15 protein-coding genes are annotated in these 20,318 nt (G+C 63.2%); 12 read left to right on the top strand and 3 right to left on the bottom strand.

Going from position 1 to position 20,318, the window contains the following annotated elements; genetic code table 11:
- Positions 1-119: 119 nt before the first annotated feature.
- The gene (locus HPY44_16435; GenBank protein NSW57599.1) at positions 120-4,016 is read right to left on the bottom strand and encodes a hypothetical protein; all 3,897 of its coding nucleotides are present in this window, start codon (positions 4,014-4,016) and stop codon (positions 120-122) included.
- 163 nt (positions 4,017-4,179) lie between these two features.
- On the opposite strand from HPY44_16435, the gene HPY44_16430 reads away from it, so the two are divergent.
- The 4 genes from HPY44_16430 to HPY44_16415 all read left to right on the top strand — a co-directional run bounded on the left by HPY44_16430 (position 4,180) and on the right by HPY44_16415 (position 8,180).
- Positions 4,180-5,487 carry a ferric reductase-like transmembrane domain-containing protein gene (locus HPY44_16430; GenBank protein ID NSW57598.1) on the top strand — a complete coding sequence of 436 codons (1,308 nt, stop codon included), beginning with the start codon at positions 4,180-4,182 and terminating at the stop codon, positions 5,485-5,487.
- 218 nt (positions 5,488-5,705) lie between these two features.
- A complete protein-coding gene (locus HPY44_16425; protein NSW57597.1) occupies positions 5,706-6,608 on the top strand; it encodes an amidohydrolase family protein in 903 nt (300 codons plus the stop codon).
- A 33-nt stretch (positions 6,609-6,641) separates the two neighbouring features.
- Complete coding sequence (locus tag HPY44_16420) at positions 6,642-7,427, top strand: SUMF1/EgtB/PvdO family nonheme iron enzyme (GenBank protein ID NSW57596.1); 786 nt, start codon at positions 6,642-6,644, stop codon at positions 7,425-7,427.
- On the top strand, positions 7,428-8,180 hold the full coding sequence (locus tag HPY44_16415; GenBank protein ID NSW57595.1) for a hypothetical protein: 753 nt from the start codon (positions 7,428-7,430) through the stop codon (positions 8,178-8,180).
- 232 nt (positions 8,181-8,412) lie between these two features.
- Here HPY44_16415 and HPY44_16410 read toward each other — a convergent pair whose 3' ends face one another.
- Positions 8,413-9,585, bottom strand: coding sequence for a Gfo/Idh/MocA family oxidoreductase (locus tag HPY44_16410; GenBank protein ID NSW57594.1), 1,173 nt, complete (start codon positions 9,583-9,585; stop codon positions 8,413-8,415).
- A gap of 355 nt (positions 9,586-9,940) precedes the next feature.
- On the opposite strand from HPY44_16410, the gene HPY44_16405 reads away from it, so the two are divergent.
- From HPY44_16405 to HPY44_16370, 8 genes are all read left to right on the top strand, one after another.
- The gene (locus HPY44_16405; GenBank protein ID NSW57593.1) at positions 9,941-11,056 is read left to right on the top strand and encodes a hypothetical protein; all 1,116 of its coding nucleotides are present in this window, start codon (positions 9,941-9,943) and stop codon (positions 11,054-11,056) included.
- A gap of 17 nt (positions 11,057-11,073) precedes the next feature.
- The gene (locus tag HPY44_16400) at positions 11,074-12,099 is read left to right on the top strand and encodes a helix-turn-helix domain-containing protein (GenBank protein NSW57592.1); all 1,026 of its coding nucleotides are present in this window, start codon (positions 11,074-11,076) and stop codon (positions 12,097-12,099) included.
- 101 nt (positions 12,100-12,200) lie between these two features.
- Positions 12,201-13,355: a hypothetical protein gene (locus HPY44_16395; protein ID NSW57591.1), complete on the top strand. Its 1,155-nt coding sequence runs from the start codon at positions 12,201-12,203 to the stop codon at positions 13,353-13,355.
- Positions 13,337-15,136 carry a hypothetical protein gene (locus HPY44_16390; protein ID NSW57590.1) on the top strand — a complete coding sequence of 600 codons (1,800 nt, stop codon included), beginning with the start codon at positions 13,337-13,339 and terminating at the stop codon, positions 15,134-15,136. Before HPY44_16395 ends, HPY44_16390 begins: the two co-directional genes overlap by 19 nt.
- Positions 15,137-15,403: 267 nt before the next feature.
- Entirely contained in the window at positions 15,404-16,201 is a 798-nt protein-coding gene (locus tag HPY44_16385; protein ID NSW57589.1) for a sugar phosphate isomerase/epimerase, read from the top strand.
- A gap of 111 nt (positions 16,202-16,312) precedes the next feature.
- Positions 16,313-17,212: a site-specific DNA-methyltransferase gene (locus tag HPY44_16380; GenBank protein NSW57588.1), complete on the top strand. Its 900-nt coding sequence runs from the start codon at positions 16,313-16,315 to the stop codon at positions 17,210-17,212.
- Entirely contained in the window at positions 17,209-17,784 is a 576-nt protein-coding gene (locus HPY44_16375) for a hypothetical protein (GenBank protein NSW57587.1), read from the top strand. Before HPY44_16380 ends, HPY44_16375 begins: the two co-directional genes overlap by 4 nt.
- A 53-nt stretch (positions 17,785-17,837) precedes the next feature.
- Positions 17,838-19,238 (top strand): sulfatase, encoded by a 1,401-nt coding sequence (locus HPY44_16370; GenBank protein NSW57586.1) that lies wholly within the window; start codon positions 17,838-17,840, stop codon positions 19,236-19,238.
- Between the two features lie 112 nt (positions 19,239-19,350).
- Here the strand turns inward: HPY44_16370 and HPY44_16365 are convergent, their stop codons facing one another.
- On the bottom strand, positions 19,351-20,265 hold the full coding sequence (locus tag HPY44_16365; protein ID NSW57585.1) for a nucleoside hydrolase: 915 nt from the start codon (positions 20,263-20,265) through the stop codon (positions 19,351-19,353).
- Positions 20,266-20,318 lie beyond the last annotated feature (53 nt).

Raw genomic sequence — 20,318 nt, 5'->3', positions numbered from 1 at the left:
CCGCATAGTACCTCGAACCGGGTACAGGCGCCCGTTTCGCCAAAGGCAGTGAAACGCGGTGCCAATCCCACGGCTCGGCCGGGTTCCACATCACACCTGCAGCGCGCCGCCCCTTCTCGTCAGTCCAACACTGCCGGCTGAAACCAGTCCCTTTCCGACAGCGCCAGCCAGCCTGGCACCCCCGTCAGATGCACCCCGATGTCTCCCGCCGCGCTGAGGATAACGCTCCAGAGCTTTCCTGTCTGCTCCGGCGCCGGCTTCACGGTGATCGTCGCCCGCTCCGGGTTGCCCGGTGGGACCGGGCCCGATGCCGGTGGCGCGCCTGGAATCAGTGCCGCTCCCGGGTTCGCACCCTGGTAGCTTCCCGCGGCTTTGCCGTCCGGGTCGAGCACCAGCGCTGCGTAAGGCCCGACATGCACGCCCACGAGGTTGATACCGAACTCCGGCGTACTCTCGGGCACCATGAAGTAATACCGTGACCGTCCCACTCCACCGATACGGAAGTCGGGACTGGTGCGCATGACAATGTCCAGACTGTCGCCCCTGAGGCTCCAGACACCACGCTGGTCGTCGTCTACAAGCACTGCATACTCGTCGCCGGGCTGACCGGGAAGCGCCCACGTCACCTGATACTTGTCATCGGTGCTGCATCTGCCCTCGTGAACGGTATTTCCCGACGCATCCAATACTCGCACCGTCGCGAACTCCGCCCGTCTGTTCATGGCGCCGTGGGGAGTGCGTATCACTGACAGCTCTGCCCCGGCTTCGCGCAGGCGAACCCCGAACACCTTCTTGTCGGGTGCGCGCACACTGTGCCGGTCGCTGGTGGCTGTGCGGATGAGCATCGCGGTCATGCTCTCCGGGCTGCCATCGAGGACGTTCAGCCCCTTGTCCTCGCGGGTCCTCGCCAGCCACGCCTGCAGTTCGGCCAGCACCGGTCCGGTGAAGAACAACTGTTGCGCCAGGCTCTTCCCATTGGCCGCCGGACTCTGGAATGCGCTGGCAGACAGGGCTTCCTGCACAACCTGCATCATGCTATCGTTCCCGGTCAGTCTTCCCACGTATGCGATCGGGCCAATGATCAGCTGGTTCAGGCTGGTGCTTGCCCGATACAGCGGCGTCCCATCTGTTTTCGCCGAGTACGGCCAGCCGGAGGCCTTGCCGTCCCAGGACTTCAGCACCCAGCCAACTCCCGCCTCCAGAGAATGCAACGCCGCCGGGTCACCGGACATTTCGTGGTACGCCTGCAGGCCGCTCAGAAGGATTCCGATGAGGAAGAGGTTATTGCCTTCGGCTCCCTGCTCGCTGCCCGCGTGATCCCTGGGCAGGACATGGGGCCATGCTCCGCCCTTCTCCATCTTCTGCTCCCTGAGCGCGACCTCGGCTATCCTGCGCGCCGCCTGCAGATAGACAGGATCATAGGTGGCCTGGTATATGGCGCCTATGGCGACGAGAGACCATCCAGCCGACCGCTCGTGGGTGCCCAGCGCATGGAAGGTCGGCGCGAAGGCGTAGGCGATGTGCTCACCCAGGGCGATGGCCGATTCCATGGACTGCGGCTCGCCGGTGAGGAACCAGCTGTCCACAATGCCGTGCGCCCAGACATGCCCGCCCTCGGCGGAAGTGTGCATATCATAACGGTAGCTCCAGGTGGCGCGCTCTACGGCTTCCGTCCAGGTCCCGCTGTGTCCGATGGAATGCTGGTGAGTCGCGCCGACATAGTACGGGTCCGGATAGGCCCAGACGGTGTCTACATCCGCTCGGTGCCGCGCTGAAACTCTGGCCAGTCTGAACAGATCGCGATTTCCCGTTCGCACGAACTCGCTGAACAGGCCGTGGGCGAGGTCATACTCATTGTTGCCCCAGTTTCGGCCGCGTTCGCCGAACCAGTCGCCGTAGTTGAAGTAGCCGTACTCGCGCTGTCGCTCCTTCGTGGCCAGATGAGCTTCGAAGCTCTTTTCCACGAACTCATCCCACGCCGCGAACTGCTTGCCCCTCGGCGCTGCGACGGGACCAAATGCGCGTGTTTCGGCATACCATTCCGCGGGGATGACGGCGACCACGGGCACCTGCGCTTCCGCCCAGAGCTCACGGACCGGGACCGATCCTGACAGGTCGAGGCTGATGCGCTCCGTCATGCCCATGCCCCACTTGAACCGATACTTCCCCTCCACGAAGGGGTACATGAGCCAGTAGGGCAAGTCCTTTCCGTATTCCGGTCCGGGCTGCTCGGGAAGGAGATCGAAGATGACTTGCCCGTCGCGTACCGAGAGCGCCTTGGGCCAGCGCTGCCAGAAGTCATGCACCACCGCGCTCCCCCGCAGGCCGCCTGAGCTCCAGGATAATGCGCCGGAACCGCGCTCCCCGGTCTCGTCCTTCTGGAAAACCGAGATGCTGCGTCCCTGCGCCGGCTTCTCCCAACCATCTTCCGGGAACAGGGCGCCCGAGTCCGCGCCGCCTTCGGGTCGATACGTAAAACTCAGAGATGTGATGTCCGTGAACTCCGTTGCGAGGTAGTCATTGATATGTGTGATGGCCGTCTCTACGACCGGGCTGCCCGCGCGGAAGGTCAACCGGGTGATGTACCGCATGTATTTGGCGCCATCTTCCGCTCCGTAAGAGCCTTCGACCCGCACGACGGCCTTCTGCGGCCCGAGCATCTCCACTCGGAAGTCATCAGGAGGCGCGGCGGACATGCGGAACTCCTTGCCCTTCTCATCTCGCAGGACCACACCGGCCGGGTCCGTGGCGCCGACGCGTTCATCGTCTGCGAACAGCCCGTCACCATTTCGGTCGAACCACGCGGCACTGATCAGGCAGAACTGCTCCCTATCGATGACGGCCTTGAGGGGGCCGGTGGTGACCGTAAGCGAGTCCGGGTTGTCCTCGACGCTCAGTTTCGGGGCGGCATCGGTCTGCGAGACTTCCCGCCCGAACTCCACTACGAGATCGGCACGCTCTTTCGCGCCCAGAGGGACCCGCGCATCCGCGATCACCCATTTGAGGCTGCCGTCCGGCCAGAAAGCCGTGGCCTGAAATTGGCAGGGGACTTCCTGCCCGTCGCGCAAAAGGCGCATGTTTGCCGGGTCGGTGAGTGCACGCTGTGGCAGGGGAATGCCGAAGCTGATGGCCGCTGGTGAACGCGCGATCCCCGCTTCCTCAAGGAGTTCCACGTTGATCCGCCGCCGCGCAACCACGTCCGGTCCCGCAGGGCCGCGGGGTGTGGAGACATAGGTCACACGCGGCCGCTCCCTGCCGAACTGGATGGGTTCTTTCGGCGCAACCTGCTCGGCACGCAGTCCCTTATCCGACAGCTTCTCGTAGGCGACCTTGTCATTGACAAAACGGAACTCCGACGCTGAGCGCGAAACGCCACCCTTGCCCAGCGGGAGAACCGGAACGCTGGCACCAGACTTGGGCAGGTCGACCCGCGCATGTCGGGTGCTATCGCTGAAGGTCGAATCCTTGCGCTGGCTGAGCACGTGCAGACCCAGGGGAATGCTTTCGCCGTCGATCCGGAAGGGTGCATCCAGGGCGACGTAGAGAACGTTGCCGGCCTTCGCTGAACGGGCTCCTGTGTTGCCCGCATCGCAGGGCGCGTAGAAGGTGAATTGCATCATCCTGTCGCTGAATATCACCATCACATCGGTACCACCGTGGTACTGGTCCACCCGGCCTGTCTTCGTATCGCCGTCGACATCCACGTAGAAGATGAAGGTCGAGCCGGCGAAATCCACGGGACGCGCGAAGGTGGCCTTGAGGAGCACCCGCCTGTCACCAGCATGACCTGCCTCAACGGTCAGCACGTCCGGCGCGGACCGCCCGGCTTCCTCATCGCTCAACCCTGCGTCGGGGCTGGTGGCAACCTGCAGCAGTGACACCGGGGCATCCAGTGGAAGTCCGAGCTCGGTCTCCAGGTCGTCCGCAAGACCATCGCCGTCTGTGTCGGCAGCCAGTGTCGCGATCACCGGCATGAGCAGCAACAGGCACAGCATGGGCAAATGACGGGTTCGCATGGTCAGCTCCTTGGGTTCTCTGGGCGCGGCAGGGCATTGAATGTGGGGTCTTTCCGCTGGCGATGGCCGACTTCCTTCAGCGTTGGTGCTTGCGGGATCAACGCCGGTGTGGGCTATAATGGCAACGATGCCCCGCAGCACCAGAATGGCTCGAGCTGCTATCATGTTTCCACGAATGGATATCCCGAAGACTACACTGCTTCTCACCATCGCCGCCACAAGCGTCGCGCCGGTGTTCTTCGTTTCACTGGATGAGCCCATCGCGACGCTCAATGCATGGAAACTGACCGCCAAGATCGGCTCCCTTTTCGGAACAATGCTGCTTTTCTGGCAGTTCCTTCTCGGCTACCGCCAGGCCATTGCGCGCTGGGTTACACCCGATTACATCTGGACCATTGGCCTGCACAAGGCAATCGGCACGGCCGCGCCGGCGCTGGTGCTCCTGCACCCTGTCTTCATCGCCCTGTACTACCGGGACAAGCACGACCAGTGGCTGTTCGGAGGCGCTCTTCCTCCGCGCCTGGCGGCCTATGTGACCCTTGGCATCGTCGCCTTCGCCGTACTGTGCGGGATCGTCGCCGCGAGTACTCTTATCCGCAAGCGCATCGGCAGGGACCGGTGGTACTTCACGCACCTGTCCAGCTATCTCCTCCTCCCTGCTGTCTTCGTTCACGGTTACGCAATCGGGGAGACGCTCAACAGCACCCCACTTGGAAATGTCTGGTTCATCGTGCTGGCCGCGGCAGGTCTCTTCTACGTACTCAGACTCCTGGCAGAGCTCGGGATATTCAGTTCGGTCTACGAAGTGACCCGGGTTGCACACGCCGCCACGGACGTAGTCGACATCGCGATGAAACCAGTCCGGCGCCCGCTGCGCCCGTTACCCGGGCAGTTTGCATTCTTCCGCCACGGAGCATTCCGGCCAGTGCGCCCGTTCACCATCTCCAAGTACCGAGAAGAGACCGGTGAGATCCACATCACCGTGAAAGCGCTGGGCGTGACCACTCGCAGGCTTCAGGACACCCGACCCGGAGAGCGCTTCTTGATTGACGGCCCCTACGGGGTTTTCGGGCGCGAGGCGTTGCGGTCCCACAGGCCGGTGGTGATGCTGGCCGGAGGCATCGGGGTCACCCCGTTCCGGCGCATGATTGACGAACTGGAGCGGCTACCGGAACGCGAAGCCTATCTCTTCTACGGGAACCAGTATGAGGAGGACATTGCCCTGCGCGAGGAGGTCGAGGCCGCCGACCATGTCGAGCTTGTTCATGTGCTGAGCGGTCTTGAGGAGCATGAGAGCCTGCGGGTAGGGTTCATCACCGTGGGCCTTCTGAAGGAGCACCTCGCCCGGGAGCTTGCGGAGTATGAGTTCCTGCTCTGCGGCCCGCCGATAATGGTAGAGAAGCTCGAGACGGACCTTCGCGCGAACGGCGTGCCGCGCAGCCAGATCCACCATGAGCTGTTCGGCTACTGATCTTGCGGCGACTCACTGGCGCACCGGTGTTCTACAGGTCCGCCGCCACCCGGCAGTTCCCGTAGCACCACCACCGATGCCGAGTTGTTGCCCGAGCGCACCCCGCGAGGGACCGCGATCCTCACTGGCCGGAAGGGCGTCAGGCGCATCCCGGCGAATGAAGGCGGCAGCAGGGCATCGCTCTGCGGCGCCCTGAGAGTAATGACACCCGAAGGGAGTTGCTCCCCCTGTTCATCGACATCCATTGCCACGCGTATCGCAAGCCGCCTCCCATATACTCCTTCTCTACGCCCGAACAGGTTCTGGAGGTTTTCGACCGATTCGAAATCGAGAAGGGCGCTCTGCTACCCATTGTCAGCCCCGAAATATACCTGCCCCAGGCAAACGAAGACATCCTGGAGATGGTGGAGCAGTACCCGGACCGGTTCTTCGCCTTCTGCAACATCGACCCGCGGGCGATTGCCAACTCGCCGCATTCGCCGCTGGACGAGCTTCTTCAATACTACAAGGACAGGGGCTGCCGTGGTCTGGGCGAGGTTATGCCCAACCTGCCGATGATGGACCCCCTTGTCCAGAATCTTTTCGCCTGTGCGGAGAAGGTGGGCCTGCCCGTCACCTACGACGGTTCCGACCAGCTCACCGGGGACTTCGGTCTGTACGATGACCCGGGCCTGCCCCAGCTTGAGCACACTCTGCAGCGCTATCCGAATCTCATTATCTTCGGTCACGGCCCGGTATTCTGGACAGAGATCGCGCGCATGGAGACCCCCGGAGAACGGGGCTACATCTTCCGGCGCGAGGGCGGACAGGTTGGCCGCCTGCCCAAGGGACCCATCAAGGAAGAGGGCGTGGTCCCCAAGCTCATGCGCCTGTACCCCAACCTGTACGGCGACCTGTCCGACTTCACGCCCTACAACGCTCTTTCGCGCGATCCGGATTACGGCCCGCAGTTTGTGACCGAGTTCCAGGATCGCCTGCTGTTCGGCACTGACCTGTGCTTCCCGACCATGCCGATCCCCATGACGGAACTGCTCATAAACTGGCGCGATACCGGCAAGATCACGGAAGAGGTCTTCAACAAGGTGGCCCGGGAGAACGCGATCCGAGTGTTCAATCTCTAGCCGGCAACACGCGACGTGCGTGGAGGTGCGCAGATGCCCAGCCGCAGGGAATGGATCTGGACCACCTCGGTAGGACTGCTCGCTTGCGCGGTCACTCCGGCGCTGGCGCAGGGCAGGAGGGATGAGCCGATAGAAAGTGAGATGATCGTCATCCCCGCAGGGCCCTTCATCATGGGCACCTCCGAGGAGGAGGCGGAGCGTCTCGCAAGCGAGGCCGGCTTCCACTCAAGCTGGCTCAGCGGCGAAGTCCCTCGGCGGCTCGTGGACCTGCCTGCGTTCGCCATCGACAGGTGCCCGGTTACGAATCGCGAGTACCACCGATTCTGCAGCGAGACGGGCTATCCCCCGCGTATGCACTGGCCCGGCGGAAAGCCACCCGAGGAGATACTGGACCATCCGGTGACCTTCGTGAATCTCATGGATGCCCAGGCTTACGCGGACTGGGCCGGCAAGCGCCTGCCTTCCGAAGCTGAGTGGGAGAAGGCTGCCCGTGGTCCCAACGGACTGCTGTACCCCTGGGGCAACGAGTTCGACCCGGGCGCCTGCCGCTGGAATGTGGCCCCCGGCGAGCGGGGCCCGAAGACCGCGCCGGTCACCGCGCATCCATCGGGCGCGAGCCCGTACGGCGTGCTTGACATGGTGGGCAATGTGGGCGAATGGTGCGCTGACAGCCCCGGCCCTGGATCGGCCATCATCAAGGGCGGCGCGTGGTGCATGACCCGGCCGGTGAACCTGCGCCCGGCGGCCCGGAACATGAGCGGGTTCGCCAATAACGCCGGCGACTTCTACGGTTTCCGCTGCGCGCGGGGGGTGGGCTGAATGGCCCGTATCCAGATCAGCGCGAATTCGGGCAACATGGGCGCGTGGCTCACACAGATCCCCGCGTTTCCCGACGAGAGCTTCGGCCTGGGTTTCCCCGAAGCCATCGGCGATATCGCCCGAGGTTACTGGTTCAACAATGCCAAGCCCGAATGGCGACATCTTGAGGGTGGCGTTTGGGAGCAGGTGTGCCGGGCAGATGGCGAGCTTTCATACACGGTCACGCTGATCCCCGGCGAGGACTTCGTAGATGCCCGGCTCCAGGTGACCAATGAGAGCGACCGGAACTGGACCCAGAGCTTCGCGTTCAACTGCTTCCAGGCCGGCGGGGCTCCGTCAATACGTGACAACGAATGCGTGCGCCACTGGTGCCGCACCGGTGGCGAGTTCAGGCGACTTGTGGAGATCCCCCGCAAGTTCGGCCCGCGACCCACGATCCAATTGTACAGCGTGGAGGGCGCGCTTCCGGGAATGGACATCCCCTTCGTTGCGAACTTCCAATCGACACCGCCGGACGCGGCCCTTGAGGGCTGGCTGGCGATTGAGACCCGTGACGGGAAGCGGCTTGTGGCCACGGTCTCACGCCCTGCCCTGTTCCTGTTCCAGAACATGGAGTACTCGTGCATCCACAGCGCGCCGTCCTTCGGGCCGCTGAAGCCGGGGGAGACGGGAGAAGCGTTGACGCGAGTATACTTCGTGGAATCGAGTGTTGCGGAGTGGCACGCGCGGATGGTTGGGGAGTTGGGGGCATAGAGGCCGTCAACGTCCGTCGACCGGGACGGTCGGCCTGCGCGGCATTGCCGTGCCATCTGCGCGGGTCGAAAGTCTCGCTCGACTCCGCCCGGGGCTATCGCGTTCACCAGTTCGCCGGCGAACAGGCGACCTCGAAATCGCGTGAAATCGTGCGCCGTTCGCCGCTCATCTTCGGGTGGATTCCGTGAATTTGCGCGGTGAGCGCACCGACCTGGCCGTTCTCGTGGGGCCTTCAAACGGCGTCGAATCTCGGTAGCTCGACGAACTGGCCGCTGTCGATGGACAGCCGGGTGGCGATACCGATCTGAGCGCTCTCGTACCCTGCCTGCAGACCTGACACCGGCTCGCGACCTTCTCGCACTGCACGCGCGAAATCAGCCAGGAGCACGGGGTCAGAGCCACCGTGCCCCGTGTCTTTGGATGGGCGCTCCCGCCGCTCGTTCTGTGTGTGGCGTTCGCGCACCTGCACCCAGCACTCGCCCGTGTCGTGGTTGGCTTCGGTGTCCAGTTGCGCTTTGGAGCCATAGATGGCGAAGTGGGTGCCGTAGTTGGGTGCGAAGTGCACCTCATTGTACGAGGCCACTACGCCGTTGTCATACTGGATCGTCAGAAGGCTGACGTCCTCCAGGTCGCAGGCGGAAGACCAGACGCAGTGATCATCACCATGGTCCAGCGTGATACCCGGAGGGTTCAGCGGATACGTGTGCTCGTGGAAATGCGGGCAGGTCTCTTTGATTTCGCAGTCTCGGCAGCGTTTGTCCGCGGGCTTGTCGCCGCCGAAATGGGCCAGTCGCCCGACGGCCCCCACGCGTCGCGGCGAAGAGCCCACGAACCAGTTCATCAGGTCCAGGCAATGAACGCCTTTCTGCAGGACCAGGCTCAGCATCATATCCTGTGACCTGCCCCGCTTGCGCCCGAAAAACTGGCTCTTGTCCCGACCCACCAGGTCCACGAGAGACACCGCATGGATGACCCCTATCTCTCCGGAATCGATGATCGCCTTGACCCGCTTCCACAGGGTGCTGTGGCGCAGTTCCAGGTAGGTGCCCACCACCAGGCCTGTTTCGCGCTGCAGGCGCGCGATCTCATCCAGGTCGGAGAAGCTCTGGGCGAGAGGCTTCTCCACAAGTACATGCTTGCCGGAGCGGAGGGCTTCCATGGCATTGCCCGCGTGGAAGCGGTCGCCGGTGCCCACCAACACTGCCTCGATATCGGCCTCGCGAGCCATGGTCTCGCCGCTCCCATACCGGGCGACGTTGGGGAACATCTGTCGGGCGATGTCCAGCATCTGCGGGTTCATGTCCGCAACCGCGACCAGTTCGGTCTCGGCACCCTCGTTCGCCATGCGGGCGATCCATAAGCCGCGAATGCCCAGACCGACAACGCCAACGCGTACCGGCTCCATGATTATCTCCTGTTCGGGCGTGAGTATGGCAGTTCGCGTCCAGCAAGCCATCGGCGTGGCGTGACACCTGCTGTGCCGGCGCGCCCAGTCGGACTCCAACCTTCTCGCCTTGCTGCAGGTCGATAGCCACCGCTCATCATTGCGCGCCCTTTTCGGCCTCACAGTCCATGGTCCACGTCACAAGCCGTTCCGTCGAAACCACGCCGTGAGCTCTCCAGGCCAGACCTGCCTCAGACGTCGGGCGCAATTCCCCGTCGCATCTTGCCTGACCTGCACGGGCGACAGGACGGATACGCCCGCGCGGGGAAACCACCGGTTGGCTGCAGTCTGCAGAAAGCCGTACCGGGAGCCACTCATGCCCAACCTGCCCCGCTGGTTACTCGAAGCGAAGGATTCGGTGCCCCGTTGGCTCAGTTCGCTGGCGCACCCGTCGGGACCGGGACGCTACCGCTTCGCCACCGATGCCTTCGAGCCTTTCGACCTCGATTCCACCTCCATGGCCTACAACATCCGCAGTTGCCTTGGCATGACCATCTCCGACCAGGAACGTACCGGGTGGATCGACTACCTGTGTTCCATGCAGCGCCCCGAAGACGGGCTCATGATCGACGAGGGCATGGAGCGCCACATCATCACAACGCACGCACAGCCTACCGCTGAGGAGGTCGCCAATGTGCGCCGCTGGACCACGCGCAACGGCATCATGACACTCTTGGGCCTTGGCGGCCGTCCTCCACATCGCCTGCATCACGCCGAGGCTTTCCGCTCGCCTGCCGAGATCGTGGACTACATGGAGAGCCTCCACTGGCACAACCCATGGGGTGCGGGCTCCTGGGCCGGTGCGGCGATCATCTTCCAGAACCTCAACCGCCTCATGGGCGACGAGAATGCGCCGGAGATCATCGCCGCCGGGGTGGACTGGCTCGTGAAGCACCAGGACCCAGAGACCGGCGCGTGGTCGGATGGCAGCGACATCGCCTTGAATGTGCTCATCAACGGCATTTTCAAAGTCTGGATTCAGGTCCTGAACATCACCGACATGCCTGTCCAGTATCCGGAGCGCGTGGTGGACCTGTGCCTGCGTGGCTTCGCCGAATCACCTGCCCTGCGCGACACGCCGGATGCCTGCAGCATCTTCGACGTGGCCTATGTGCTGGACATCGCCCTGCGCCACTGCGACTACCGGCGGGACGAAGTGGCCGAGGTTACGTCCCGCTGCTTCGACGGATTCTTGCCTCTCCTGCGACCCGACGGAGCCTTCAGTTACGGCCCGGGCGGGTCGTTGGCGAACCACGGCGGCCTGCAACTGGCCCCCGTGAAGGACCAGGCGGACATCACCGGAACGGCGCTGGTCTGCAGCGCACTGTCGCTCCTGGCCAATCTCTGCGGCGCCCGGGAGGAACTGGGCTGGGTACCGTGGCAGGAATGGGCGGGGGTGAGGGGACAGGACGCGACCACCCAGCAGTTCTAGCGGAAGCGGGACCACCTATGGGACAGGGGAAAGCACCCGGCGGCAAGATCGACCTCCACGCACTGAGCACCCGGCTATCCGGTATGGTTGCGCCACCAGCGACGGCGCCGCTCATCCTCGCTGAACCCGCCGCCCTGTCCACAAGCCGCAGCGCAGACGTTCGCAGGCACCCGAAACCGTTGGACCAGGCAGCGCCCCTTGACACATCAGGCCGGAGCTACCTGCACGCCGGCTACCGCAGGGCCGAAGCTCTCGAGGTCCTGCGATTTCCCGTACTGGGATGCTTGCTGGAGGGGGAAGCGGACTACCGGATAGCCGACCACATCATCAGTCTCAGAGCGGGGAGCTTTTTCGTCGTGCCGCCGGGGGTGCCTCAGCCCGACGGTACCCGGCCCCACTGGGAGCGTGCCCAGCCCCAGAGGCTTCCAAACGAGACTTTGTGGCTCGTACCCCTGCCTTCTGGGGCTTTCGTGGGGAGCTGTCGGGTTGAGGAAGGCGAACACCGGGTGGGGTGGCCACGGGTGTTCCTCCCCGATGACCGGCTCCTTGCCCTGACCGACATGCTCATCGATGCCCTGCGTCGCTCCTCCGAGTACTGCGACGCTCTGCCCCACGCGCTACTGCGAGCGCTGGTTCTTTCAGTCTGTGCAGACCTTCGCACGAGCCTGCCCACCCTTGCACCGCCGCTGGATGAATCTGCCCGAGACGTGGCGCCAGTGGTTCGTCGCGTACTGGACTATGTCGACAGCCACCTGCACGAGCATCTGAGTCTGGCGCGCCTCGCCTCGGCTGCTCATCTGTCGATCCCCCACCTTCAGCGCCTCTTCAAAGCCCAGATGGGTGTAAGTGTCATGCAGCACGTGAACGCCCGGCGCATGGAACAGGCCCGGCAACTCCTGGCATGCACCGATCTGCCCGTCTCCGAGGTCGCCAGGCTTGTCGGCTTTGCATATCCGGCCCATTTTACACGGTCCTTCCGCCAAGCTACGGACATGGCTCCCGGCACTTTCCGCAACACGCACCGAAATGATCCGAATTGGTAACCCGTGAGTGTATTTTCTGCTCAGCGCTTCTTGCCCCCTTGCATGGACTTGCCTAGACTTTGCCTCAGCTTTGGCCAAATAGAAAACGTCAGGGGGCTTCCATGCCACAATCCATGTCTTCCCGCGAACGCATTCTCGCTGCGATCTGTCGCGAACCGGTGGACCGCGTGCCCTGCTGCGGGTTCTTCAACCCGCTGACGCCCCAACAGCGCGTGGGGCATACGTGGAACTTCCCCTGGCCGGACGGGACGCCGTATGAAGAGCAGATCCGGTACCAGGTCGAGGAACTCGGCCTCGACCAAGTGGTATACTTCAGCGCGTCCGTGACACGCCGGCACCCGGATGTCACATCCGAAGTCCACATCGAGGGCGACGTCCTGCGTAAGGTCTACCACACCCCGTTGGGGGACCTGTCCGCTGCCGTGCGCTACAATGAGATGTGGCCCCACGGCGAAGACATCCCTTTCTATAGCGACCACAATGTGGGGCATTACATCCAGCCCTGGCTCCAGACCCGCGAGGACCTGGACTGTCTGCGCTTCATCTTCGAGCCGCTGGATATGGACGAGGCGTTGGATTCCGCGCGCTCATACTACGCACAGCAGCGGGCTCTCGCCGACCGCTTCGGCCTCGCGGTGATGGGCATCGGCGGCATGGGGCTCACCGGCGCGCAACACCTGTTCGGGGTGCGCGAATTGTGCATGATGACCATCGAGAACCCGGAACTGGTGGATGACTACCTCGAGTTCGACCACCAGCGAATCCTGCGCACCCTCGACCTGTACGGCGAACTTGGGGTGGACATCGTCACCCGGAATGGATTCTACGAGACCGCCGACTTCTACGGTCCCTCGACACTGGGCCGGTTCCTCACGACGCGCCTCAACACCGAAGCTCGGACAGCCCACAGCCGCGGGATGCTCACCACCTACACCGTGCACACGGGTGTGATGCCCATTTTGGATCACCTCGCCGGGCTGGAACTGGACTCACTGGTGGGCATTGATCTCGCCTTCCACGGGGTCGACCCATACGTGATACGCGACCGGCTGGCGCCCACCAAGGCCTTCTGGACTGGCCCCAGCAGCACGTTCCATATCTGGAAGGGCCCCGACGCAACCCGCGAGGCCGTGCGCCTTGCCTTCGACTGCTTCGGCAAGACCGGACTGATTCTGTCGCAGTGCGTCTCGTCTCACAGCATCATGCCCTGGGAGAGCACCCTCGCGATGATCGATGAATGGAAGAAACTGCGGTGATGGCGGAGCTGGAGGCGAAGGTGATGGAGGTGTTGCGGCAGGCCGGCGAGATGCAGGTCGACTCGCCTCCTGCCCACCTGTACCTGGACCTCGCCGAGAACGTCGTGCGTCAGGCAGCCCGGTGGCAGACACCGCAGGGAATGATCGGCGACCCTCACAATGCGCCGGGGGGTGAGTCGGCCACCGCCACGGCCCGGTACTGTGCAGCAGTCGGACACCTGTTCAACGCCGGGCGCTGCCACGACCTGCTAACCACTGCAATGTCGGCGTTTGACTGGTGTTGCGGCCAGATGATCTCGCACTACCGCGCGGGCAAGCAATGGCCCTGCTCAGTCTTCAATCTCAAAGACATGATGATCCTGTACGGTGCCCTCAAGCCCCTGGCACCGTTGCACCAACTGGCGCGCTGGACCGAAGCTCTGCGCGAACCGGAGCCCGAGAGGGTCTACTTTGGCGAGCGCAACTGGGCCTTCTACGGCGCCGCGGCAGAAGGCCTGCGCATCTATCATGGCCTGTCGGACCGCGTGGACTACATCGACCGGATCCTCGAGAGCGAACTGCAGTGGTGGACCGACTTCGGCATGTACCTCGACCCGGGCGACCCGGTGACCTATGATCTCACGGTTCGCCAGAGCCTCGCGCTGATGCTTGAGTACGGGTATGCAGGGCGTTACGCCGACTGGGCCCGGGAGGCCCTGCGCACGGGCGCCCTTACAACGCTGCTGTTCGTCAGTCCCACGGGTGTGGCGCCTTACGGCGGCCGCAGCAACCAGTACCACATGATGGAGGGGATGATCGCGTACTTCGCCGAATGGCAGGCGAAGCAGGAAATGCGCGCGGGGAATCTCAGCCTGGCCGCAGCCCTGCGACGGATGGCCTTGCTCGCGGCCGCGTCAGTGTCTCGCTGGCTGCTCCGGGACCCTTACTTCTGCCAGAAGAACCAGTTCGCAGATCAGCCGTTCTTCGGGCAGGATGGCTTCGCTGCCGACCAGAACGCGCACAGCGGCTACGGTCTGCTGGCCGCGAACCTTTTCGCCGGAGCCTGGCACGTGGCGGACGAAAGGATCGCTCCCGGAGCGTCCCCCGCGGATACTGGCGGATATGTGCTCCATCTGCCCGACGCTTTCCACCGCATCTTTGCCACCGCGGGCGGCTACCACATCCAGATCGACACCCGCGGGCAGGCAGGATACGACGCCACCGGGCTCGGGCGCATCCACAGACGCGACGCTCCCATCGACATTGCCATGAACTCCAGCATCGTTCCCGCCCCCCACTACCAGATGCCGTTGCCGAATTCGCCCCGCGCAGTTGCGTTGGGTGTCGGGTGGCCGGTGGGGGATGACTGGCGTACCCTGGCGCAGTCCGGCCGCGACACCCACGATGTCGAGGTATGTGTGGAGCGCGAGGAGGCTTCGGGGGTGGAGTTCACAGTCTCGTATCTGGACCGTGAGGGAGCGCTGGGCACCGCGCGCGTGAACGAGCATTACACTCTTTCCGGGGAGGGCCTGCGGGTTGCCTGCGAGGTCCCCGGTTTGTCCCGTCTCCGCCTTCAGGCGCCGGTTATCGAGACAGACGGCACGGAGCGTTCCGAGGTCGCACTGGACGCAGACGGCCTCGAGGTCCGGTATCTGGGGTGCGTGTACCGTCTGCGAGTGCCCGGCTGCATTGAGCCGCCACGGTTCGAGCCCTGGCTGGCCCCGAACCGCAACGGGGTGCATCGTGTCGCCATCTTCGAGGTCGAGGGGCCGCGCATCGAGTGGCAGGCCGAAATTGTCTGAGGCAGCAGCGGCCCATTCCCCGCCGTGGCTTCAACACACCTGCTCGGGCGCTGGATGGTAGTTAGCCCAATGCAGCCCCCCGGCTCGTGGCCATCTGCCCGAGTGTTTTCGCGGGACTTCTCCGCATGCCGGAAGGTGTTCTTCCACCCCGCGGCGCATATACTCACATGAGAGCCCGCGCGGACGCCAGGGTTCACGTCTGATTGTGCCGCGCGTCTCGAAATCACATTCACGAACGCACACGGTGCGAAGGGAGATTGGGCACACATGAAGCTTGGCGCCAATTCAGTCTTGTTCGGCGGCCATTCCATGGAGACGGCCTTCAAGTACATCGCAATGGCCGGCTACGATGGCATCGAATTGTCAGCGATCGACGGTATGAGTGAGCACCTGGTTCTGAGCCGCTGGCAGGAGATCGCGCCGGAGGTGAAGCGGCTGTCCGCCGAGTATGGTCTTGAGCTCTTGGCCATGGAGCAGCCATCCCGCGATCCGGCGATCATGGAGACCGCTTTCCAGGCCGCAGCAGAGATCGGCATCCCCATCGTCAATTGCGGTCCCGGCGGGAAGACCGATGATGAGGAGAGCTTGCAGGAGACCATCGATTCCCTGGGGACCCTCGCGGACCGCGCCGGCACCTACGGACTCACTCTCTGCGTCAAAGCCCACGTGGGTGCCTGCATCTACAACACTCCCACCACTCTGCGCGCGATGGAGGCGATTTCCTCGCCGCATTTCGGCATCGACATGGACCCATCCCACATCTACCGGTCGGGCGAAAACCCGGTGGAAGCCATCGCGGCAGTGATCTCCCGGGTCAAGCATGTGCACATCCGCGACTGCAAGGGCCGCCAGCAGGGCCCCGGACCGGCGGAACTGCAGGCCAACGGTCGTGGCGACATCGATCTGGTGGGATATATCCGCGTGCTGCATGAGAACGGCTACAACGGGCCGCTGAATCTGGAGGTCATCGGCGCGAAGGATTACCCGGCGGACTGGTGCGCAGTAATCGCCGCGGAGGCCCGCGGGCACATGCAGGCATGTCTCCAGGCCTGCGGCGCGAGGTAATCCCGCCCGTGCATTGGCGCACAGAACCTGTGGAACGCCTGTTTGACAAGACGTCGCGGCCCATGGTACCTTCTGGGCCACGAGACGCACGAAGAAGGAGGGGGAAGCCCAATGCCGTCTGAGACGCTGCGACTGGCAGCGCACGAACTGCAGGTCTCATCGGAGTACCGTCACGACGCTACGGTGACGCTATACCATGGTGACTGCCTGGCGCTACTTGGACAGATACCCGATGGGGCGGCTTCCCTCATTGTCACGTCCCCGCCTTACAACCTTGGCAAGGAGTACGAACGGAAAAACTCAGTCGACGCGTACATTGAGATGCAGTCTCGGACTATCGCGGAAGCGGTCCGCATCTGCGCGGAAGACGGGAGCATCTGCTGGCAAGTTGGCAACTACGTTGAGAACGGCGAGATCGCGCCACTCGACATTCTGCTGTACCCAACGTTTGTGCAGCATGGGCTGAAGCTGCGGAACCGCGTGGTCTGGCATTTCGAGCACGGTCTTCATTGCACGAAGCGCTTCTCGGGCAGGTACGAGGTCATCCTTTGGTTCACGAAGTCAGACGCCTACTACTTCGATTTGGATGCCGTGCGCGTTCCCCAGAAATACCAGTCGAAGAAGCACTTCAAGGGCCCGAAAGCCGGGGCCCTCTCCTGCAACCCCAAAGGTAAGAACCCTGGCGATCTCTGGATCATCCCTAACGTCAAGGCGAACCATCGCGAGAAGACCGCACACCCGTGCCAGTATCCGATTGCGCTTGTTGAGCGTCTGGTTCTGAGCCTGACAAGGCCGGGTGATCTCGTGGTGGACCCCTATCTCGGTGCTGGTACGTCCGCAGTTGCCGCCGTAATGCGTGGGCGGAGAGCAGCTGGCGCCGATACAGTCGCGGAGTACTTGGAGATTGCGCGGCAGCGAATAGCGGAGGCGATTGCGGGCACAGTCCCGTACCGCCCACTCGACATGCCGGTGTACAACCCGTCTCTGCCCAACGGGGGGCACGACCGATGAAGGTTGCCGCCACCTATAGCTACAGGCACGCCGAAGCGATCCTTCTGCACGAGTTCGCGCAGGAGATGCAGGAGATAACTGACGTCATCGCCACCGTCCAGTGGCAAGCATCCCCAAAAGGCCCCACTCCGCGCGTTCGTGACGGTAGACAGGTCGCCATGCTTAGCATCAACCAGGCTGCCACTAACCGCGAGTTCGACCGAGAGTTTGAGCAGAGAGGCTGGGAGCGGCATCCACGCATAGTGTCACAGTCTGAATCGCGACTGGTCGCGGACTTCAAGAAGGGTCCGATCCAGATCGAGGTCCAGTTCGGCAACATGGCACGGTGGTACACGGATATCTTCAAGTTCCTTCTCTCGTACGCAGCCGACGACATTGAGATAGGTGTGCTAATCGTTCCCATGCAGTGCAGCGCACGTCAGATCGATGAAAACGTCGTGTACTTTGAGCGAGTGGTCCGCGAGTTGCCACACGCGAAGATGGCGGTCACCATCCCCGTCTGGGTTGTGGGCGTGAACGGAGGGATCGTCGCAAACGCGTCCCAGGAGTTCGCCCACGATGCGGACGGTTGAACCTATGCCTGCGGAGCCCTGCGCCCTGGCTCACCAATAGGAGAGACCACAACATGTCATGCTGCTGCCGAAAGCCCAATATCCTGCTGATCGGCATTGATTCGCTGCGCGCCGATCACATGAGTTGCTACAACTACCCGCGCCTGACCACCCCCTACATGGACCGCTTCGCTGAGGGTGGCACGCTGTGGGAGAACTACTTCAGCCCGCATATCCCCACCACCAGCGGCTACGGCTCCATGCTCACCGGCATGGACTGTTTCAGCACCCAGGTGGTGGCCCTGCGCCATAAAGGGCCGATGCGTTCGGAAGTCCGCACCCTCGCGGAGATCTGCAAGGAGGCAGGTTACAACACCACCTCCGTGGGGTTCGAAGGAAATCCGGCCTCGCGCGGATTCGATAAATACATCGGCTTCTCCGGCTGGGGAAGCTGGAACGAGGGACGCAGCCCGAAGGCCGAAAACCTGAACAAGGTGGCCATCCCCGAACTCAAGCGCCTCGCCGCGCAGGACGAGCCTTTCCTGCTGTTCCTGCGCCACATGGACCCTCATGCCCCGTACCTGCCGCCCGAGCCGTATGAGCGCATGTTCTACCATGGCGACGAGTGCGATCCGGCCAACAAGTCCATGGAACCGGTGATGAGCTTCAAACCCTTCTGCGACTTCTTCGCAAGCTGGATGCCCCCCGGCATCACGGACAAGGACTACGTCATCGCCCAGTATGACGGCGCGGTGGCCTACATGGATGCGGCGATCCAGACGATCTTCACCGCGGTGGAGACCCTGGGCATCCTGGACAACACCATCGTGGTCATCACATCCGACCACGGCGAGACGCTTTATGACCACGAGTGCTGGTTCGACCACCACGGTATCTATGACACGGTACTGCACGTGCCGTTGGTGATACGTTACCCGTGCAAGGTCCCGGCCGGACAGCGATTGAGCGGCTTCGCCCAGCACAAGGACCTCACCCCGACCATATTGGACCTGGCCGACATTGAGGTCCCGGATTACAGCTTCGACGGCGAGAGTCTCCTGCCCATGGCCCGGGGGGAGGTACCTTCGCACGACCCGGAGTTCTATATTACCGAATGCACCTGGATGCGCAAGCACGGCTGGCGCACGCCGGAATGGAAGCTCATAGTGGCTCTCGAGCCGGACTTCCACTTCAAACCGCCGGTCGAGCTGTACAATCTGGTCACTGACCCGGACGAGAATTGCAATCTCGCTGACCAGTTGCCCGACGTGGTTGAGCATCTGAAGGGCCGGATGGAAGCGTGGATCGCCAAACGGGAGAAGGAGACGGGCATGCCCAACCCCATGCACCACCAGGGCGACTGGCATGGACATGAGGGCGTGGGGGCCTTCAAGACCTCGCAGCAGGCCTACGACACCTTGCACATTGGCGACCCAGGGCAGGCCGCGCGATTGCAGGCCGAGTCGAGGAAGTAGCCGGGCGCGAACACAACGACTACTGCGACGGCCGGGCCTGCCTTGTGAGCCCGGCCGTCCGCCGTCTTGCAGGGCGGCGGCTTGGAACCCGCCGGCCGTTGTCTATCACGCCCTACCCCTGCCGCAGTCGCCGAAACACATCGCCGAAGATAGCGTTCCTGTCGCAGTGGATCGCCTCACGCATAAGGTGCCGGCTGCGATCCAGTGAATAGGTCACTTGGTCCGTGAGAATCGGCGCGTGGGTGAGCACCGTGGGCACCCAGGCGCTGTCGATGAGCCACGCCACAGTGGAGATGTCCCAGATCACCTTTGCCCACGCGAAATGATCGTGGTGGTAGCCGCGCACGATGTCCACGAGGTAGTCCGCAAGTGCGCCGTGTCCGGCCACATGGGCCTCAAGCTCCGCTATAGTTGTGGTGAGGTGTTCGGCCACATTCTTGCACGGGATATGCACGAAGGGGACCCCGCTATCGAGAACAACCCGTGCAGCGGGCACATCCTGCTGCAGGTTGAACTCCCTCGCAGTGAACCACGTGTGGGGCTGCCCGCCCAGCCAGACCACCACGATATGCTGGATGATCTCGGGCTCCATCAAGATCGCGGAGGCCACGTTGGTGATGGCGCCGATGGCCAGTACATACAAAGGCTCATCGCCAGAAGCCATCGCTTTCGCTACCAGGTCTCGTGCGGCCTCACTTTCCACGGGCAAATCCGCGCCCGGCAGGTAACTGCGGGAACCACGGAATACGAACCCTTCCGGTGAACGGCCTAGACGTTCCAGAATGCGAATGATCTCATCGTAGCTTTTCTCCATCCCGTCTTCGGGGCCGCTGGAGCGATTGTTGTGAAAAGGTGCGGCGTAAAGCGCCTCAACTTTCAGCTTCTCGGGGGCGAGGAGAGCGTAGGCGACGGCGAACTGGTCATCCACTTCATTGTATGTGTCGGTATCCAGCACCATGGATACGGGGCCGGTCGGAGGGGCGAGCCTCTTCAGGCGCAAAGCTTCGTCGATTCTCGGGTAGTCCATTGGTCCTCTCCACTGATGGGGTTCGGCGTCACACAGCGCTGATTCACCGCCAG

This window comes from Armatimonadota bacterium (genome assembly GCA_013314775.1).
GTDB lineage: Bacteria > Armatimonadota > Zipacnadia > Zipacnadales > JABUFB01 > JABUFB01.
The sequence above is the reverse complement of the archived record's forward strand: the minus strand, read 5'-3'. Positions and strand labels throughout refer to the sequence as shown.

What these genes read in the sequence shown, in the direction of transcription:
- HPY44_16435 (NSW57599.1), bottom strand. Translation starts at nt 4,016, where the DNA reads ATGCGAACCCGTCATTTGCCCATGCTGTGCCTGTTGCTGCTCATGCCG.
- HPY44_16430 (NSW57598.1), top strand. Translation starts at nt 4,180, where the DNA reads ATGTTTCCACGAATGGATATCCCGAAGACTACACTGCTTCTCACCATC.
- HPY44_16420 (NSW57596.1), top strand. Translation starts at nt 6,642, where the DNA reads ATGCCCAGCCGCAGGGAATGGATCTGGACCACCTCGGTAGGACTGCTC.
- HPY44_16415 (NSW57595.1), top strand. Translation starts at nt 7,428, where the DNA reads ATGGCCCGTATCCAGATCAGCGCGAATTCGGGCAACATGGGCGCGTGG.
- HPY44_16410 (NSW57594.1), bottom strand. Translation starts at nt 9,585, where the DNA reads ATGGAGCCGGTACGCGTTGGCGTTGTCGGTCTGGGCATTCGCGGCTTA.
- HPY44_16405 (NSW57593.1), top strand. Translation starts at nt 9,941, where the DNA reads ATGCCCAACCTGCCCCGCTGGTTACTCGAAGCGAAGGATTCGGTGCCC.
- HPY44_16400 (NSW57592.1), top strand. Translation starts at nt 11,074, where the DNA reads ATGGGACAGGGGAAAGCACCCGGCGGCAAGATCGACCTCCACGCACTG.
- HPY44_16395 (NSW57591.1), top strand. Translation starts at nt 12,201, where the DNA reads ATGCCACAATCCATGTCTTCCCGCGAACGCATTCTCGCTGCGATCTGT.
- HPY44_16390 (NSW57590.1), top strand. Translation starts at nt 13,337, where the DNA reads ATGGAAGAAACTGCGGTGATGGCGGAGCTGGAGGCGAAGGTGATGGAG.
- HPY44_16385 (NSW57589.1), top strand. Translation starts at nt 15,404, where the DNA reads ATGAAGCTTGGCGCCAATTCAGTCTTGTTCGGCGGCCATTCCATGGAG.
- HPY44_16380 (NSW57588.1), top strand. Translation starts at nt 16,313, where the DNA reads ATGCCGTCTGAGACGCTGCGACTGGCAGCGCACGAACTGCAGGTCTCA.
- HPY44_16375 (NSW57587.1), top strand. Translation starts at nt 17,209, where the DNA reads ATGAAGGTTGCCGCCACCTATAGCTACAGGCACGCCGAAGCGATCCTT.
- HPY44_16370 (NSW57586.1), top strand. Translation starts at nt 17,838, where the DNA reads ATGTCATGCTGCTGCCGAAAGCCCAATATCCTGCTGATCGGCATTGAT.
- HPY44_16365 (NSW57585.1), bottom strand. Translation starts at nt 20,265, where the DNA reads ATGGACTACCCGAGAATCGACGAAGCTTTGCGCCTGAAGAGGCTCGCC.